19 protein-coding genes and 1 pseudogene are annotated in these 17541 nt (G+C 72.4%); 5 read left to right on the top strand and 15 right to left on the bottom strand.

What is annotated here, in order from left to right; translation table 11 throughout:
• Positions 1-32: 32 nt before the first annotated feature.
• The 3 genes and pseudogenes from QCZ28_RS13130 to QCZ28_RS13120 form a co-directional block, all read left to right on the top strand.
• Positions 33-659, top strand: a pseudogene (locus QCZ28_RS13130) (DNA-processing protein DprA); the annotation flags it as partial.
• Positions 660-1000: 341 nt separating this feature from the next.
• Complete coding sequence (locus tag QCZ28_RS13125) at positions 1001-2128, top strand: tyrosine recombinase XerC (RefSeq protein WP_279516910.1); 1128 nt, start codon at positions 1001-1003, stop codon at positions 2126-2128.
• Positions 2129-2171: 43 nt separating this feature from the next.
• Complete coding sequence (locus QCZ28_RS13120; protein ID WP_279516909.1) at positions 2172-3353, top strand: aminotransferase class V-fold PLP-dependent enzyme; 1182 nt, start codon at positions 2172-2174, stop codon at positions 3351-3353.
• Here the strand turns inward: QCZ28_RS13120 and QCZ28_RS13115 are convergent.
• Complete coding sequence (locus tag QCZ28_RS13115; protein ID WP_279516908.1) at positions 3274-3945, bottom strand: M23 family metallopeptidase; 672 nt, start codon at positions 3943-3945, stop codon at positions 3274-3276. The genes QCZ28_RS13120 and QCZ28_RS13115 overlap by 80 nt on opposite strands.
• A gap of 233 nt (positions 3946-4178) precedes the next feature.
• Between QCZ28_RS13115 and QCZ28_RS13110 the strand changes: the two genes are divergently transcribed.
• On the top strand, positions 4179-5321 hold the full coding sequence (locus QCZ28_RS13110; protein ID WP_279516907.1) for a sulfite oxidase: 1143 nt from the start codon (positions 4179-4181) through the stop codon (positions 5319-5321).
• Positions 5322-5381: 60 nt separating this feature from the next.
• Here the strand turns inward: QCZ28_RS13110 and QCZ28_RS13105 are convergent, their stop codons facing one another.
• The 12 genes from QCZ28_RS13105 to proS form a co-directional block, all read right to left on the bottom strand.
• Entirely contained in the window at positions 5382-5705 is a 324-nt protein-coding gene (locus tag QCZ28_RS13105; RefSeq protein ID WP_007075222.1) for a DUF2469 domain-containing protein, read from the bottom strand.
• Positions 5702-6514: a ribonuclease HII gene (locus tag QCZ28_RS13100; RefSeq protein ID WP_279516906.1), complete on the bottom strand. Its 813-nt coding sequence runs from the start codon at positions 6512-6514 to the stop codon at positions 5702-5704. The genes QCZ28_RS13105 and QCZ28_RS13100 overlap by 4 nt, the downstream gene beginning before the upstream one ends.
• Positions 6508-7050: an NUDIX domain-containing protein gene (locus tag QCZ28_RS13095; RefSeq protein WP_279516905.1), complete on the bottom strand. Its 543-nt coding sequence runs from the start codon at positions 7048-7050 to the stop codon at positions 6508-6510. The genes QCZ28_RS13100 and QCZ28_RS13095 overlap by 7 nt, the downstream gene beginning before the upstream one ends.
• A gap of 47 nt (positions 7051-7097) precedes the next feature.
• Positions 7098-7733, bottom strand: coding sequence for a signal peptidase I (lepB, locus tag QCZ28_RS13090; RefSeq protein WP_279516904.1), 636 nt, complete (start codon positions 7731-7733; stop codon positions 7098-7100).
• A gap of 10 nt (positions 7734-7743) precedes the next feature.
• Entirely contained in the window at positions 7744-8613 is an 870-nt protein-coding gene (lepB, locus tag QCZ28_RS13085; protein ID WP_279516903.1) for a signal peptidase I, read from the bottom strand.
• A gap of 181 nt (positions 8614-8794) precedes the next feature.
• Positions 8795-9151, bottom strand: a complete 357-nt coding sequence (gene rplS, locus QCZ28_RS13080) for a 50S ribosomal protein L19 (protein WP_030335223.1) — start codon at positions 9149-9151, stop codon at positions 8795-8797.
• 143 nt (positions 9152-9294) lie between these two features.
• Positions 9295-10068: a tRNA (guanosine(37)-N1)-methyltransferase TrmD gene (gene trmD, locus QCZ28_RS13075; protein ID WP_279516902.1), complete on the bottom strand. Its 774-nt coding sequence runs from the start codon at positions 10066-10068 to the stop codon at positions 9295-9297.
• Between the two features lie 11 nt (positions 10069-10079).
• Complete coding sequence (gene rimM / locus QCZ28_RS13070) at positions 10080-10634, bottom strand: ribosome maturation factor RimM (protein WP_030335226.1); 555 nt, start codon at positions 10632-10634, stop codon at positions 10080-10082.
• Complete coding sequence (locus QCZ28_RS13065; protein ID WP_172862164.1) at positions 10634-10894, bottom strand: RNA-binding protein; 261 nt, start codon at positions 10892-10894, stop codon at positions 10634-10636. The genes rimM and QCZ28_RS13065 overlap by 1 nt, the downstream gene beginning before the upstream one ends.
• Positions 10869-11327: a 30S ribosomal protein S16 gene (rpsP, locus tag QCZ28_RS13060; RefSeq protein ID WP_279516901.1), complete on the bottom strand. Its 459-nt coding sequence runs from the start codon at positions 11325-11327 to the stop codon at positions 10869-10871. The genes QCZ28_RS13065 and rpsP overlap by 26 nt, the downstream gene beginning before the upstream one ends.
• A 230-nt stretch (positions 11328-11557) precedes the next feature.
• The gene (locus QCZ28_RS13055) at positions 11558-12178 is read right to left on the bottom strand and encodes a DUF402 domain-containing protein (protein WP_279517040.1); all 621 of its coding nucleotides are present in this window, start codon (positions 12176-12178) and stop codon (positions 11558-11560) included.
• Between the two features lie 37 nt (positions 12179-12215).
• The gene (gene proS, locus QCZ28_RS13050) at positions 12216-13622 is read right to left on the bottom strand and encodes a proline--tRNA ligase (protein ID WP_279516900.1); all 1407 of its coding nucleotides are present in this window, start codon (positions 13620-13622) and stop codon (positions 12216-12218) included.
• A 131-nt stretch (positions 13623-13753) separates the two neighbouring features.
• Between proS and QCZ28_RS13045 the strand changes: the two genes are divergently transcribed.
• Positions 13754-14356: a TetR family transcriptional regulator gene (locus QCZ28_RS13045; protein WP_279516899.1), complete on the top strand. Its 603-nt coding sequence runs from the start codon at positions 13754-13756 to the stop codon at positions 14354-14356.
• A gap of 375 nt (positions 14357-14731) precedes the next feature.
• Here QCZ28_RS13045 and QCZ28_RS13040 read toward each other — a convergent pair whose 3' ends face one another.
• Positions 14732-15811: an amidohydrolase family protein gene (locus QCZ28_RS13040; protein ID WP_279516898.1), complete on the bottom strand. Its 1080-nt coding sequence runs from the start codon at positions 15809-15811 to the stop codon at positions 14732-14734.
• 173 nt (positions 15812-15984) lie between these two features.
• A complete protein-coding gene (gene ffh / locus QCZ28_RS13035; RefSeq protein WP_279516897.1) occupies positions 15985-17538 on the bottom strand; it encodes a signal recognition particle protein in 1554 nt (517 codons plus the stop codon).
• Positions 17539-17541 lie beyond the last annotated feature (3 nt).

Here is a 17541-nt window from a genome sequence, read left to right as displayed (position 1 = left end):
GGACCCTAGATCTTGTACATCTCGCTTGACAAGACCGCCCGTACCCGATGGGCAACGCCGCGCTCTTCGACCGGATCGCCGAGACGGGTCTGCTGGTCAGCGAGTGGCCCCCGGGTGCCGAGCCGCTGCGACCCCGGTTCCTGATCCGCAACCGGGTGATCGCCGTTGGCACCCGGGGCACCGTCGTGGTGGAGGCCTCGGCGCGCAGCGGCGCGACGCAGACCGCGCGGCGAGCCATCCACGCCAATCGGGTGACCATGGTGGTGCCGGGGCCGGTGACCTCGGCGATGTCCGTCGGCGCACACGAGTTCCTGCGCGAGTTCCCCGACAAGGCCCGGCTGGTCGCCGGGGTGGCGCACGTGCTGGAGGAGGTGGGCCGGATCGGCGCGGACCTGGCCCCGTTGGCACGTGGGCCGCAGCGGGCCGCCGACGCGCTCGACGACGACGCGCGCTCGCTGCTGGAGGCGCTGCCCCGTCGGGGCGCGATGGGCGTGGACCGACTCTCCGCCCGCGCCGGTGTCGACGTACGGACCGCGCTGCGCAAGCTGTCGCTGCTGGAGGAGCTGTCCATGGTGGTCCGTCGCGAGGACGGCTACGCCCTCGCCCCGCCCGCGAAGCCCAAGCGGGCGGCGGCATCGGAGACGTCAGGCCCGCCGTGAGGCTGAGCGGGTGCGACACGGCCCGGCGGGCGCGGTGGTTGTCGGATGCCCGCACGCCCTCCCGCTCGGGACCCCGGCCAGCTGCCATTGCCGGTACGGTCCCGGTCATGGGTGCAATCAAGCCGTGGCACATCAGCGTGCTCTGCTGTCTCGCCACGACCGCCGTGCTGGTTGTCGGCGTGGTCGTCTTCCTGATGAGGAAGAACAACCGCCACCGGTAGGCGAAAGGCGGCACCGTCGTGTCCGGTGACGTGGGCGGACCGGCCGTAGGCTGTGGCCGTGCCAGCTGTCAGTGAGGGTGCCTGGGCCGATGACCCGGCCGGTGCCTTGGCGCGGCCCCGATGAGCCGCCCCGACCGGGGCACCCGGGCCATGCACCAGGCGTTGCCGCCGGCGCTGCGCGACGCTGTCGACGACTTCGCCGAGCACCTGTCCCGGGTCCGTAACCGGTCGGCGCACACCGTCCGCGCGTACGTCACCGATCTGGTGTCGCTGCTCGACCACGCCGTTCGGATGGGCTGCGTCGACCTGGCCGAGCTGGACCTGTCGGTGCTGCGCAGTTGGCTGGCGCGACAGCGCACCACCGGTGCGGCCCGCACCTCGTTGGCCCGGCGGGCCGCGTCGGCGCGGGCGTTCAGCGGCTGGGCCCACCGGGCCGGGCTGCTCCCCGCCGACGTGGGCGCCGCGCTGGCCAGCCCACGCGCGCACCGGGAGCTGCCCAGCGTGCTGCGCGCCGACCAGGCCGCCGCCCTGGTCGAGGCACCGTCCCGGCAGATCCGACCCACCAACCCGCCGCCCGCGGACCAAGCGGGCACGGACCGAGCGGGCACGAACCCAGCAGACACGAACCCAGCCGGCACAGACCCAGCCGACCCGAACCCGGCGGGCACAGACCAGGAGCACACGGGCCTGGTCCGCGCGGAGGCAGCGGCCGGATCGGCGCAGGGCGCGGCGGAGGAGGCCGAGGCGGTGTCGCTGCGCGACCGGGTGCTGCTGGAGCTGCTCTACGCCACCGGCGTACGGGTCAGCGAGGCGTGCGGGTTGGACGTCGGCGACGTCGACCACGGCCGGCGGGTGCTCCGGGTGTTCGGCAAGGGTGGGAAGGAACGCGCGGTGCCGTACGGGGTGCCCGCCCAGCGGGCGTTGGACGACTGGCTGCGCCGGGGCCGCCCGGCGATGGTGGCCGCCCACTCCGGCGACGCGCTGCTGTTGGGTGCCCGGGGCGGTCGGCTCAACCCGACGACCGCGCGTCAGATCGTCGGTGCGTACGCCGAGACCGCCGGGCTGCCCCGGACCAGCCCGCACGGCCTCCGCCACTCCGCGGCCACCCACCTCCTGGAGGGTGGCGCCGACCTGCGCGCCGTGCAGGAGCTGCTCGGTCACTCGTCGCTGGCGAGCACCCAGATCTACACCCATGTCTCGGTCGAGCGGCTGCGTGCCGCGTACCGGCAGGCGCACCCGCGGGCCTGAGCAAGGGCCGGAGGGCGCCGAGCCCCACGGTTACGATCATCGAGTGAGCGTCCCGCAGCCCCCTGAGCCGATCCCGGGCGCCCGCCTGCTCTTCTCCCTGGACCCGGCGGTCAGCCACCTCAACCACGGTTCGTTCGGCGCGGTGCCGATCGGCGTGCAGCGCGCCCAGCAGCGGCTGCGTGACGAGATGGAGGCGAACCCGCTGCGCTTCTTCACCCAGGGGCTGGTCGACCGGATCGCGCACACCCGTCGGCACCTCGCCAATTTCCTGGGTGCCGACCCGGACGGCAGCGCCCTGGTCGGCAACACCACCACCGGCGTCGCCGTGGTGCTCCAGTCGGTGGGCCTGCAACCCGGCGACGAGGTACTGAGCACCGACCACGGGTACGGGGCGGTGAGCCTGGCCATCGAGCGCGAGTGCCGCCGCACCGGCGCGGTCAGCCGGGTCCTGCCGATCCCGCTGGCGGCCCCCGACGAGCAGATCGTGCAGAGCATCCGGGCCGGCCTGCGCCCCGGGCGGACCCGGCTGCTCGTCGTCGACCAGCTCACCTCGGCCACCGCCAAACTCTTCCCGGTCACCGCCATCGCCCGGGTGGCCCGGGAACACGGCGTGCCCGTCCTGGTGGACGCCGCGCACGCCCCGGGCATGCTGTCCACCCCGGTGGCGAGCATCGGCGCGGACTTCTGGGTGGGCAACCTGCACAAGTGGGCGTACGCCCCGCGCGGGACCGCCCTGCTGACGGTGGCACCGCAGTGGCGGGACCGGATCGAGCCGCTGGTGGTGTCCTGGGAGCAGGAGTCGGATTTCCCGGCCCCGCTCGAGTGGCAGGCGACTCTCGACTACACGTCCTGGTTGGCCGCCCCGGCGGGCCTGTTCACGATGCGCAGTCTGGGCGTCGACCTGGTGCGCGCACACAACGCCGCGCTCGCCGGGTACGGCCAGCGGGTGGTGGGAGACGCCCTGGGGGTGACTCCGACCGACCTGCCCGACCCTGGTGGGCCGGAGGTGGCTCTGCGTCTCATCCCGCTGCCGGCCGGCACGGGCACCACGATCGACGCCGCGCGGGCGTTGCAGACCCGGGTCGGTGAGCGGCTCGCCGCCGAGGTGGCGGTGATGAGCTGGAACGGCCGGGGGTGGCTGCGGCTCACCGGTCAGGTCTACAACGCCGCCGACGAATACGACCGGCTGGCCGCACGGCTGCCGGCACTGCTCGCCCAGCGCTGACGAGACCGACCGGGAGCAGCCGCACCGGTCCGAGGCCGAGCAGGGCCAGCGGGTCGAGGTAGTCGTCGCCCCGGCGCAGACCCCAGTGCAGGCACGCCTCGACCGGGCAACCCGGATGCCCGGGGAGCAGCTCGCCGAGCGGCGCGCCGGCACCGACCGGCTGGCCGGGGCGTACGGCGGGTTGGACCGGCTCGTAGGTGGTCCGCAGCCCGTCCGGGTGGCCCACGGTGACCACCGGTCGGCCGGCCACCGGGCCGGCGAAGAGCACCGTGCCCGCCCCGGCGCTGCGGATCACCGCTGCGGCCGGGGCGGCCAGGTCGACGCCACGATGGCCGGGCAGCCACGGGTGGGGCGGCGGGTCGAAGCGGCGCACCGGCCGTGGTGGCCCGTCGACCGGCCAGCGGAACCGCCCGGTGGGCGCCGGGTCGGCGACCGGCACCGTCAGGGCCGCGACCGGCACTGTCGGCGTCGATGGTTGGCCGGGGACCGCCGCGCCCAGCACCGCCAGCCCGCAGAGCTGGACGGTCAGCGCGAGCGGGAGCGCGGCGCAGAGCAGCACGGTGCGTCGGATCGAACGGAGGGCTGGTCGCATGACGGCAGCCTCCGACCGAGGCGGGACCGTCCGCCAGCCCGGCCGGCGGGCCTGTGGACAACCGGCGGCGCTGTGGACGAGCACCCGACGGCTTCGATGATCTGTTATGCGCTGCCCCCCGGCCCGACGCGGGTGCGCCGCCGGGACCTCCGGTGCCCGTTTTCGGACCGCCAGGAAGGGCCTAGGCTGTGCCGCGTACGGCGGGTGCCGCCGTACGCACCGGGGAGGCCCACATGACCACTCACGCTGACCGGACGTCGCCGCTCACCGGGCCGACGGTGGCCGACGTGAGCGGCCCGTCGAGGCTCGCCGAGCCGGACGAGACGATCAGCGCCGAGGAGTTGCAGCTCGCGGCCCGCAACCACGGCATCCCGTTGGAGGCGCTGCGCTACGACGTCACCCCGGCCGGGCTGCACTACCTGCTGATCCACTACGACATCCCGGCGCTCGACCCGGCGACGCACACGCTGAGCATCGGCGGGGCGGTGGACCGGCCGTTGACGGTGACCCTCGCCGACCTGCGCGAGCGGCCCCGGGTCACCCGGCAGGTGACGTTGGAGTGCGCGGGCAACGGCCGGGCCCTGCTGCACCCCCGGCCGGTCAGCCAGCCGTGGCTGGTCGAGGCGGTCGGCAACGCCGAGTGGACCGGCACCCCGCTCGCTCCGCTGCTGCGCGAGGCGGGCATCGACCCGGAAGCGGTGGACGTGGTCTTCACCGGCGCCGACCACGGCGTGGAGCGCGGGGTCGAGCAGGACTACCAGCGGGCGCTTCCGGTCGCCGACGCGCTGCGCGAGGAGGTGCTGCTGGCGTACGAGATGAACGGCGCTCCCCTGCTGCCGCAGCACGGCGCGCCGCTGCGGCTGATCGTGCCGGGCTGGTACGGCATGGCGCACGTGAAGTGGGTCCACTCGATCGAGCTGCGGACCGAGCCGTTCGAGGGGTACCAGAACGCGGTGGCCTACCGGGTACGCCGCGACGCCGACGACCCGGGGGTGCCGGTCACCCGGATCGAGCCGCGTGCGCTGGTCCGCCCGCCCGGCTTCCCCGATTTCATGTCCCGCCGTCGGGTGCTGCGCCCCGGCCCGTGCACCCTGGATGGTCGGGCCTGGTCGGGGCACGCGCCGGTGGTGGCAGTGGAGGTGACCACCGACGGCGGGGAGAGTTGGGTGCCGGCCGAGCTGGACCCGACGGACGCCGGAGATTTCGCGTGGCGGCGCTGGCGGCACGAGTGGGTCGCCACGCCCGGCCGGTACGTGCTCGGCGCGCGGGCGACCGACGCGTCCGGGCGGACCCAGCCGGTCGAGCAACAGTGGAACCGTGGCGGGTTCGCCAACAACATGGCGCAGCGGGTCGAGGTCGTGGTGCCGGCCGAGTGACCGGCTGGTGTCAGGCCACGGGTGGGGGGCCCGTGGCGCGGCACCGCGGCTGGGGTGCGCTCAGCCGCCGAAGCCGGAGTCGGCGGGCAGCGAGATGTCGGGCTTCTCCAGCTCCTCGACGTTGACGTCCTTGAAGGTCATCACCCGGACATTCTTCACGAAGCGGGCGGGACGGTACATGTCCCACACCCAGGCGTCGTGCATCTCGACCTCGAAGTAGACCTCGCCGTCGGAGTTGCGCACGTGCAGGTCGACCTGGTTCGCCAGGTAGAACCGCCGCTCCGTCTCCACCACATAGGAGAATTGGCGGACAATGTCGCGGTACTCCCGGTAGAGCTGCAGCTCCATCTCGGTCTCGTACTTCTCGAGATCTTCCGCGCTCATCGCACTCCGCCTTCCATGGCCACATCTTCCCCCACCGGCGCCGGAGGCCGAGGCTGCTCGCCCAACGCCACGCCGACGGTACCCCCTGACGCCCGTGAGCGCTCCATCGGCTCATCCGGACCCTGGCCGCCGGGCCGCCGGGCGCGCGGCGGCCGGCCGTCGCGGCCGGAGACCGCGGCGACATTGACGTACGAGAAACGGTGCTCCCGGCACGGCCCGTGCTCCCGCAGCGCCGCCGAGTGCTCCGGGGTGATGTAGCCCTTGTGCTCGGCGAAGCCGTACGCCGGGAACACCGCGTCCAGCTCCACCATGAGCCGGTCCCGGGTGACCTTGGCGAGCACACTGGCCGCCGCCACGCACGCGGCCACCCGGTCGCCCTTCCACACCGCCAGCCCGGGAACCCCCAGGCCGTCCACGCCGAAGCCGTCGGTCAGCACGTACTCCGGGCGGGTCGTGAGCGAGGCGAGCGCCCGGCGCATCGCGGCCAGGTTGCACACGTGCAGGCCCCGGGCGTCGACCTCCTCGGCCGGGATGACCACCACGGCGTACGCGAGGGCGCGGTCCACGACCTCCGCGTACACCCGTTCCCGGCTCGCCGGGGTGAGCAGCTTCGAGTCGGCCAGCCCTTCGATCTCGCCGCGCCGCCCCTCGGGCAGCACCGCCGCGGCGGCGACCAGTGGACCGGCGCACGCCCCCCGACCGGCCTCGTCCGCACCGGCGACGTGCCGGAAGCCACGCCGCTGCAACGCCCGCTCCAGGGCGTACAGGCCGGCCTCACGGCGCACGACGGTACGCGGCGGGGTCAGCATGACGTCTCCTCCTCCTGGCCCGTGGTGGTGGGCTGCCCCAGCCGGGTCAGCAGGGCGGGCAGGTCCGGTGGGTAGAACCGGTCGCCGCTGGCCGCCAACTCGTCCGGAAGCCACCAGCGGTGGCCGGCGATGCTGCGCCGCTCGATGTCGTTGAAGCCGGCGGTGTCCACCCGCCAGGAGTCCACCCGGAAGAGGAAGAAATCCTGCTCCTGGCGGTACCAGACGCCGTCGAAGGAGAACTCGGTCGCGTCGGACCAGACCGGCTCGCCCAACGCGGCCGGGTCGAGCAGCAGGCCGGTCTCCTCGGCCAGTTCCCGGGCCGCGCCCGCCGCCGGGGACTCCAGCGGGTCGAGCCCGCCGCCGGGCGTGAACCAGTACCGGTGCCCGGGTCGGGCCGGGTCGAAGCCCTCGAACAGCAGGACCCGGCCGGCCGCGTCGACGAGCAGCACGCGGGCCGCGCGTCGAGGGGTGTGGACACGGTCGTCGCTGTTCGCGACTGCGGGGCTCGGACGTTCACTCCTCGCGCTCACGGTCACCGCACCAGCCTGCCAGACCGACGACGGATCGCCCACGCCCCGTCGGTCTACGGCTTGGGAATGCCGTCGAACCCGTCGGGCACTGTCAGCCAGGTGGCCCTGCTGACCGGCCAGAAGACGGTGAACGCCCGCCCGACGACGTCCTTCTCCGGGATCGTGGCCTCGGTGATGTTCTGCCCGGACTGCTGCCAGTGCTCCAGCGAGTCGCCGGAGGCCGACCGGTGGTCGCCCATCACCCACAGCCGACCCTCCGGCACGGTGATGTCGAACTCCTGGTCGGCGGGCTTGTCGCGAACCCCGTCCATGGAGAAGATGTACGGCTCGTCCAGCGACTTGCCGTTGATCATCAACCGTTCCTGCGGGTCACAGCAGACCACGTGGTCGCCGGGGACGCCGATCACCCGCTTGATGAAGTCCTCACCGTCGGGGTTACCGCTCCACGAGGTCGGAGCCTTGAACACGATCACCTCGCCGCGGTGCGGTGATCGGAAGTCGTAGACCAGCTTGTTGACCAGCACCCGGTCATCGATCTTGAGGGTGTTCTCCATGGACGGGGAGGGGATGAAGAAGGTCTGCAGCACAAAGGCGCGGACCAGCACCGCGACCAGGATCGCCACACCCAGCAGGATCGGCAGTTCCTTCCAGAAGGAACTGCGCGGCTTGTCGGTCTGCTCGTCAATCACGCCAAGGAGCCTACGTTGCCCGGCTGGACAGCACCGACCGGAACGCGCGGGAACCACGCAGCGCGGCTGCCAACGGCAGCATCAGCAGCACACCGCCCTGCGGGGTCGGTCGCACCGGAGGTGCGCCGGGGGACGCCGTGGCGGGCCCGGTGACGTCCTCGAACGTCGGGGGCACCGACAGCGCACTCCACCGCGACGAGGGCCAGACCACCATGAAGGCCCGGCCGACCACGTTGTCGATCGGCACCGGCCCCTGGCAACGCGCGTCCTGGGAGACCTCGCGGTGATCGCCCATCACGAAGAGCTGACCGGGCGGCACGACGATCTCGTCGAATCGCCGGGAGCGACACTCCGCCGGGTTGGGCGGCAGGTCCAGCGGTGAGTCCCGCAGGACGTACGTCTCGTTGAGCGGGGTGCCGTTGACGGTCACCCGCCCCTGACTGTCGCAGCACTGGACCCGGTCGCCGGGCAGACCGATCACCCGCTTGATGAAGTCCTTCTCACCGGGCCGGCTCACCCCGACCAGGTCGCCGACGGTGCGGGCGAGCCGGCCCGCGACGCCCGGCTTCGGCTGATCGTCGACCTGCGGCGCCCAGCGGTCGGTGCCCCGGAAGACCACCACCTCGCCGCGCAGCGGGTCCCGAACGTCGTAGACGACCTTGTTGACCAGCACCCGGTCACCGACGAGGAGGGTGTCCTCCATCGAGCCGGACGGGATGAAGAACGCCTGGAGCAGGAAGGTGCGGATCAGCACCGCAAGGCAGAACGCGACCACCAGCAGCAGCGGCAGCTCCTGCCAGAGGGGCATCTGTCGGCGGGTGCGGCGGGCCCGTCGACGCCACGGATCGACGGTGCCGTCATCGTCAAGCGTCTGCACCACGCCACTCCCCGGTCCGCAGAAACACCACCGCCCGGGAGCCTCGTCGAGGCTCCACGGGCGGTAGTGGACAACTGCCCGCCGCGAGGGCGGGGTCGCCGCCTCGCTGCGCCCGTACGACCAGGGTAGTGCGCTCTGGTCGGTACGGCATACGCGCAGCTCGGGCGGCGTGGCGAGCGGGAAGTCAGCTGGGCTGCTTCTCCCGCTTCTCCTTGATCTTGGCCTTCTTGCCGCGCAGCTCACGCAGGTAGTAGAGCTTGGCGCGACGCACGTCACCGCGGGTCACGACCTCGATCCGGTCGATGCCCGGGCCGTTGAGCGGGTAGGTCCGCTCGACGCCGACGCCGAAGCTGACCTTGCGGACCGAGAAGGTCTCGCGCAGACCGTCACCCTGGCGGCGGATCACGACGCCCTGGAAGATCTGGACACGGGACCGGTTGCCCTCGACGACGCGGGCGTGCACCTTGACGGTGTCACCGGCCCGGAAGTCGGGAAGGTCGGTCCGCTTCGACTGGGCGTCAAGGGCGTCCAGGATGTTCATCGCTGCGTCCTCGTAAGGCTCACGGCGCACCGTCACTCGGTGCGCGGGTGGGTGATTCTGATTCCCGGGTGGTGATCGGCGGACCGACCCCGGTCGGGGATCCTCGCAGCCGACCGCGGGCGCGGACGGATGCGGCAACCCCCCTACTTTGCCACATCCCCCGGCGGAGGTTGAAATCCGGCCTGGTCCAGGGCAGCGATGTCCCGTTTGTCGAGCCGGTCGGCGGGCAGCGCGGCCAGCAGGTCCGGACGGCGGGCAGCGGTCCGCAGCAGACCCTCCTCGCGCCGCCAGCGGGCGATCTTGCCGTGGTCGCCGGAGCGGAGCACGTCCGGCACGTCGTGCCCACGCCAACTCGGCGGCTTGGTGTAGATCGGCGCCTCCAGCAGTCCGTGCGCGTGCGACTCCTCGTCGAGCGAGCCCGCGTTGCCCAGCACCCCCGGCAGCAGCCGGGTGACCGCCTCCATCATCACCAGGACCGCGACCTCGCCACCGAAGAGCACGTAGTCACCGAGCGACACCTCGGTGACCGGCATCCGGGTGGCGGCGTGCGCGAGAACCCGCTGGTCGATCCCCTCGTAGCGGCCGCAGGCGAAGAGCAGATGCGGCTCGGCGGCCAACTCGTACGCCATGGCCTGGGTGAACGGGGCGCCGGCCGGCGACGGCACCAGCAGCCGGGGCGGCGGGGCGTCCACCGGCGCGAGGCCGTCCAGCGCCTCACCCCACGGCTCCGGGCGCATCACCATCCCCGGACCGCCGCCGTACGGGGTGTCGTCAACGGTGCGGTGCACGTCGTGGGTCCAGGTCCGCAGGTCGTGCACGGCGAGCTGGAGTACGCCGTTGGCCCGCGCCCGTCCGATCAGCGACAGGTCCAGCGGGGCGAAGTACTCCGGAAAGATCGACACGACGTCGACGCGCATGCGGGCTGGTCCTAAAGGTCGAGCAGTCCGGCTGGCGGGTCGACGATCACACGTCCACCGGCCAGGTCGACCTCCGGGACGATCGCCCGGACGAACGGGATCAACGCGGTACGCCCCTCGGGGCGCCGCAGCACCAGCAGGTCGGACGAGGGTGCGTGGTCGATGCGGGCGACCTCGCCGAGGCGTTCGCCGGCCGGGGTCACCACGGCCAACCCGACCAACTGGTGGTCGTGGAACTCCTCCGGGTCGTCCGGTGGGGCCACGTCGGCGCTGTCCACCACGAGCAGCGTGCCGCGCAGCGCCTCGGCGGTGTTGCGGTCCAGGATGCCGTCGAACGCGATCAGCACCCGACCCTGGTGGAAGCGGGCTTCCTCGATGGTCAGCTCCGCCGGAATCCGGAACGGCACGCCGGGGCCGTCGGAGGACGGCGGGGGTGTCGCCCCCGGCTCAGTGCGCAGCACTGTACCGGGGGCGAACCGTGCCTCGGGCTCGTCGGTCCGCACTTCCACGGTGACCTCACCGCGGACACCGTGCGGCTTGCCGATCCTGCCGACGACGAGCTGCATCAGTACGAGTCGACGATGTCGACGCGAACCCCGCGCCCGCCGATGGAGCCGATCACCTGGCGCAGCGCCTTGGCGGTCCGGCCGGACCGCCCGATCACAGTGCCGAGGTCCTCGGGGTGCACGCGGACTTCGAGCCGCTTGCCCCGACGGGAATCGACCATCCGCACCCGGACGTCATCCGGGTGGTCGACGATGCCCTTGACCAGGTGCTCCAACGCCGGACGCAGTGGCATGTCAGGCCTGCTCACCGGCGTCGGCAGCGGCCGGGGCCTCGGCCGGAGCCTCGGTCTTCGGCGCCTCGGCAGCCTTGGCGGCCTTCTTGGCCGGCTTGGCCGGGGTCTCCGGGGCGAGCCCGGCGGCGGCCTTCGCCTCAGCCTCGTACGCCGCCTTGCGGTCGGCCCGCTCGGGGGCGACCAGGAGCGGCGGCGGGGCCGGCAGGCCCTTGTACTTCTGCCAGTCACCGGTCAGCTCCAGCAGCCGCTGCACCGCCTCGCTCGGCTGAGCGCCGACGGACAGCCAGTACTGGACCCGCTCCGACTTGACCTCGATGACCGAAGGGTCCTCCTTCGGCTGGTACACCCCGACGAACTCGATCGCCCGGCCGTCACGCTTGGTGCGCGAGTCGGCGACGACGATGCGGTACTGCGGGTTGCGGATCTTGCCCATCCGCAGGAGCCGGATCTTTACGGCCACAGTTGTTTCGCTCCTGTTGCGATCTCACCGGCCCAAGACGGGCGGTGTGCATGGGTGAGCGCCGACCGGCACAGTGGGGTTGGGCCGGAGACAACTCGGTGGACTGGCGACGTGCCCGGGTTAGAGGGCGCCGGACGCGCGCCGGATACCAGCGACCTATTCTGCCAGATCCCCTGCCGATCTTCCGCATCGGACCCGGACACCACGTCGCCGGTGACCTGGAACACCGCTCAGCGCACCGGCGGACGATCCCACCCCGCCGGCAACTTGTCCGGTACGCCCCATTCTGGCGGAGGTGCGAAGTCGGTCCAGGTGCCGTCGAACGGGAACTCGCCCGCCTCGGCGAGCGCGATCACCCGCTCCCCTTCGGCACGGACCGCCTTCTCGTCGGTCACCCAGTAGTGCTCCGGAAAGGCGAGACGCTCGACGAACTCGTCCTCGTCCTTCCACTCCCAGCTCAGGTCCGGGCGTACCACCACGTCGAGATCCTGGTCCACCACGTCGACGCCGGCCACCGGGCCGTCGTCCCAGCGGACCCCGGGCTCCTCCAGGTTGACGTACCAGTTGGCGAACCGGCCCTGGGCGTCGGAGAACCACCAGACCGAGTGCGCCGCCCCGGTGGGCAGGAACTTCAGCAGCGGCGGACCGTTCCAACGCCCCTGCGCCAACCGGTAGCTCGATGTGATCCACTCAGCGAACGGCATCGCCCGCATCCCCAGCCCGGCCTCGGTCACCTCGTGGGCCACCGGCGAATCCCGGGCGACCCAGACCAGCAACCCTCGATCGTCGTCGCTGACCACGCGGGCCGGCCGGACCCATCCGATCCGGCCGTGCCGCACGTTCCGGTGCATGATCAGCCGACCCGGCTCGAACCGGTCGACGAGCACCTCAGTAGGCGCGGGCGAGGATGGCGACCAGATCCGGCTCGTCCTCCGAGTCGGGAACCGAACCGTCGGCGCGCAGCAGGCAGCGCACCGTGACGCCCTGACCGTTCGCCTCCGCCTCGCCGGCCACGCCGACCGCCGACCACGGCACCCGCGCCCAGCCGGTCGCGGCGGCCTCGATCGCCTCCGCCAGGGTGGCCACCTCCACCGTGCGCGCCTCGCGGTTGGCCAACGCCTGATCGTGCAGCACCTGCTGATCGGTCTCCAGCGCCGCCAGCACCGCGGCGACCACGTCCGCCACCGGCGTCGGGGTCTTCGAGCCGTCGGTCCGACGCACCACTGTCGCGTTGCCCACGGCCAGGTCACGGGGGCCGACCTCGACGCGTACCGGATAGCCGCGCAGCTCGGCGTCGACGGCCCGGCGGCCGAACGGGGTGTCGGTCCGGTCGTCGAGCGCGACCCGGACACCGGCGTCGCGCAGGCCGTCGCGCAGCTTGGCCGCCGCCTCGCCGACGCCGTCACCGTCCTTGACGATCATGACGTACGCCTGGATCGGCGCCAGCTTCGGCGGCACGCGCAGACCGTTGTCGTCGCCGTGCGCCATGATCAGGCCACCGAGCATCCGGGTGGACGTGCCCCAGGAGGTGGTCCAGGCGTGCTCCCGGCCGCCCTCCTTGGATGAGTAGGTGATGTCGAACGCCTTGGCGAAGTTCTGACCCAACTCGTGGCTGGTGCCCAGCTGGAGCGCCTTGCCGTCGCCCATCATGCCTTCGCAGGTGTACGTGGCCGTCGCGCCGGCGAAACGCTCGCGCGCCGTCTTCAGGCCGACCACCACCGGGATGCCGATCACGTTGACCATCAGGTCCTCGTACGCCTCGTGCAGGATTCGCCGCGCGTACGCCCGGGCGTCCTCGCGGGTGGCGTGCGCGGTGTGCCCCTCCTGCCAGAGGAACTCGCTGGTACGCAGGAAGATGCGCGGACGCAGCTCCCACCGGACCACGTTCGCCCACTGGTTGAGCAGCAGCGGCAGGTCCCGGTACGAGTCGATCCACTTGGCCATGAACTCGCCGATGACCGTCTCACTGGTCGGACGCACCACCACCGGCTCGGCCAGCGGCTTGCCGCCACCGTGCGTGACGACCGCCAGCTCCGGCGAGAAGCCCTCGACGTGCTGCGCCTCGCGCTTGAGGTAGTTCTCCGGGATGAACAGCGGGAAGTACGCGTTCTCCGCACCCGCCGCCTTGATCCGAGCGTCCATCTCAGCCTGCATACGCTCCCAGATGGCGTAGCCGGCCGGTCGGATGACCATGGTGCCGCGAACCGGGCCGTTGTCGGCCAGCTTCGCCTTGGCGATCAGGTCCTGGTACCAGCGGGGGAAATCCTCCGCACGGGGAGTGAGCACGCGTGCCATGACCGCACATCCTATGCGCCGCGCGGGCGGACACCGCGTCCGGGAGTCTCCACGCCGCGCCGTCCCGCTCCGCTGACGGGCCGTGACGGCGCTGGGCCGGGCAGCGGGTACGCCCGTAGAATTCGACCACCATGGCTACCTCCACGGACTCCCCCCGCCAGCGGCTGCGGGACACGATCGTGGACGCCGCCCGCGCCCGGACCATCGCCGCCGGGTGGGACGCGGTCCGGATGGGCGGGGTGGCCACCGCGGCCGGGGTGAGCCGGCAGACGGTCTACAACGAGTTCGGCAGCAAGGCCGGCCTCGCCGAGGCGCTCGCCCGCGCCGAGGTGGACCGGTTCGTTGGCGAGGTGCGCGACGCGCTGCTCGCCCACGGCTCCGACGTGCGGGCCGGCGCGTACACCGCCATCGCACGCACCCTCTCCACCGCGGCGGACAACCCGCTGGTCAAGGCAATCCTGACGAGCGCCCGGGGCGGGTCGGACGAGCTGCTGCCGTACCTCACCACCCGGGCCGAGGTGGTGCTCACCGAGGCGTCCGGCGCGCTGATCGACTGGGCCGGCGACCACCTGCCCGGGGCGGACCAAGCCGCGCTGGCCTTCGCCGCCGACACCGTCGTCCGTCTGGTGGTCAGCCACATCGTGCTCCCCCGCCAACCGATCGAGGAGACCGCGACGGCCCTCGCCGACCTCGCCGTACGCCTCTTCAGCGCCGCCGCCACCGCGCGCCGCTGACCCGCGCCCCGCGCCCCGCGCCCCGCGCCCCGCGCCCCGCGCCCCGCGCCCCGCGCCCCGCGCCCCGCGCCAAGATCCTCACAACATCACCGAAGTTGCTGCCTCAGACGCGCCGGAAGCAGCAACAACCCTGATGTTGCGCGGATCTTGGGCGGGCAAGATCGCGCTGCATCCCGGATGTAGTGGGATCCCACGACGCCGAGGCCACTACATCCAGGATCGAGCACGATCTTGCGCGGCCCGGCACAGCCCAGCACGGCACAGCGCGGCGCGGCGCGGCACGGCACAGCGCGGCGCGGCGCGGCGCGGCACAACGAGGCGCGGCGCGGCACAACGAGGCGCGGCGCGGCACAACGAGGCGCGGCGCGGAAGAGGTCAGCGGACCACTCGGCCGCGGAGGATCGTGCGGGACGGGGCGCGGACGACGCTCAGGTCGGCGCGGGGGTCTTCGGGGTAGACGGTCAGGTCGGCGAGCCCACCCTCGACCAGGCCGGGGAAACCGAGCCATTCGCGGGCGCCCCAGGAGGCGGCGGCGAGGACGTCGACGGGTGCCATGCCGGCCTGCTCGTGCAGCAGCAGCATCTCCTCGGCGGCCAGCCCGTGGTCGATGCCGCCACCCGCGTCGGTGCCCACGTAGATCGGCACGCCCGCCTCGTGCGCGGCGCGGACCACGTCGGGGAAGCCGTCGCGCAGCGCGAGCATGTGTTCGGCGTACCCGGGGAACTTGCCCCGCGCCTGCTCGGCGATGCCCCCGAAGGTGGCGATGTTGATCATTGTGGGGACCAGCGCGGTGCCCTGGCGGGCCATCTCGTCGATCAGGTCGAGGCTGAGCCCGGTGCCGTGCTCCACCGAGTCGACGCCGGCCCGCACCATGATCTCGACGGCCGACTCGGAGAAGGTGTGCACCGCGGCGCGTACCCCGGCGTCGTGCGCGGCCCGCACGGCGGCGGTGAGGGTGTCCGCGTCCCAGGCCGGCGCCAGGTCACCGACGCCCCGGTCGATCCAGTCGCCGACCAGCTTCACCCAGCCGTTGCCGGCCCGCGCCTGCGCGGCCACCGTGGCAGCCACCTCGGTCGCGTCGACCTCCACACCGATGTCGCGCAGGTAGCGCTTCGGTGGGGCGACATGCTGGCCCGCGCGGGCCAGTCGCGGCAGGCCCGGCTCGTCGTCGAGTTCGGGGTACGGGTACGGCGAGCCGGCGTCCCGGATCGCCAGCACCCCGGCGTCCCGGTCGACGTGGGCCAGCGCGCGGGCCTGGTCGAGTGAGGTGATCGGGGCGCCGCCTCGGGCGATGCCGATGTGGCAGTGCGCGTCGACAAGCCCCGGCAGCACGAAGCCGCCGTCGACGACGGTCTCCGCATCGGGCACCGGGGTGAAGGTCACCCGGTCGCCGACCAGCCAGAGATCCCGGACCTCGTCGTCGGGGAGCAGCACGCCGCGCACATGAAGAGCCATGCGCACAGTCCTACCCGATCAGCCCTCCTCGGGGGCGAGCAGGTCGTTCTTCCGGGCGGTCAGGGCCGGCAGGTCCACGGAGACCTTCCACGGCCGCTCCGTGACGAACAGATCCTGGGCAGGGCGACATCACCCTAGGAAAGGATGACGTCGCCCGCCGTCACCGACACGCGTCAGCGCGGGCCCTTGTCGCCACCCTTGCCGAGCTTGTTGAAGTCGATCTTCGGCAGCTTGAAGCCGGGCGGCAGGCCCTGGCCGGCGGCGAGATCGTTCGGGTCCATCCCCGGCGGGAGCTGCGGCATGCCACCCGGAAAGCCGGCCGGCATGCCGGCGCCGGTACGCGGACGACCGCCGCCCTTGGTGCCCTTGCGCTTGTTCTTCGGCGACTTGGTCGCCTTGCGGCGGCCACCGCCGGGCAGGCCCATCATGCCGCCCATCTGCTTCATCATCTTCTGCGCGTCGGCGAAGCGGTTGAGCAGCTGGTTGACGTCCATCACGGTGACCCCGGAGCCGTTGGCGATGCGCGCCCGGCGGGAGCCGTTGATGATCTTCGGGTTGGTCCGCTCGCCCGGGGTCATCGACCGGATGATCGCGGTGACCCGGTCGAAGTGGCTGTCGTCCAGCTCGGCGAGCTGGTCCTTCATCTGCCCCATGCCGGGCATCATGGCCAGCACGTTGGCGATCGGGCCCATCCGCCGCACCGCGATGAGCTGGTCGAGGAAGTCGTCCAGGGTGAACTGCTCGCCGCCCATCAGCTTGGCGGTCATCTTCTCCTTCTGATCGGAGTCGAAGGCCTGCTCGGCCTGCTCGATCAGAGTGAGGACGTCGCCCATGCCGAGGATCCGGCTGGCCATCCGGTCGGGGTGGAAGACGTCGAAGTCCTCCAGCTTCTCACCGGTGGAGGCGAACAGGATCGGCTGCCCGGTGACCTCGCGGACCGACAGTGCGGCACCACCACGGGCGTCGCCGTCGAGCTTGGAGAGCACCACACCGGTGATGCCGACGCCGTCGCGGAACGCCTCGGCGGTGCGGACGGCGTCCTGACCGACCATGGCGTCGATGACGAAGATGACCTCGTCCGGCGAGACGGCGTCGCGGATGTCGGCGGCCTGCTGCATCATCTCGGCGTCGATGCCGAGTCGGCCGGCGGTGTCGACGATGACGATGTCGCGAGCGGCGCGCTTCGCGTGCTCGATCGACGCGCGGGCCACCTGCACCGGGTCACCGGTGCCGTTGCCGGGCTCCGGGGCGTACACCTCGACGCCGGCGCGGCCACCGAGCACCTGGAGCTGCCCGACGGCGTTGGGGCGCTGGAGGTCGGCGGCGACCAGCAGCGGCTGGTGGCCCTGGCCCTTGAGCCAGCGGGCCAGCTTGCCGGCGAGGGTCGTCTTACCGGAACCCTGGAGGCCGGCCAGCATGATCACCGTGGGCGGCTGCTTGGCGAACTGGAGCCGTCGCCCCTCACCGCCGAGCACGTTGATCAGCTCTTCGTTGACGATCTTGATGATCTGCTGGGCCGGGTTCAGCGCCTGCGAGACCTCCGCGCTGCGGGCGCGCTCCTTGACGGCCGCGATGAAGCCCTTGACCACCGGCAGCGCGACGTCCGCCTCCAGCAGCGCGAGGCGGATCTCGCGCGCGGTGGCGTCGATGTCGGCGTCGGTGAGCCGCCCCTTGCCGCGGAGCTTGGTGAAGATCCCGGACAGGCGGTCACTCAAGGTGTCAAACACGCG

This window comes from Micromonospora sp. DH14 (assembly GCF_029809455.1).
In the GTDB taxonomy this organism is placed as follows: domain Bacteria; phylum Actinomycetota; class Actinomycetes; order Mycobacteriales; family Micromonosporaceae; genus Micromonospora; species Micromonospora parva.
Note: the sequence above shows the minus strand (reverse complement) of the source record. Positions and strands in the feature narration are given on the sequence as shown.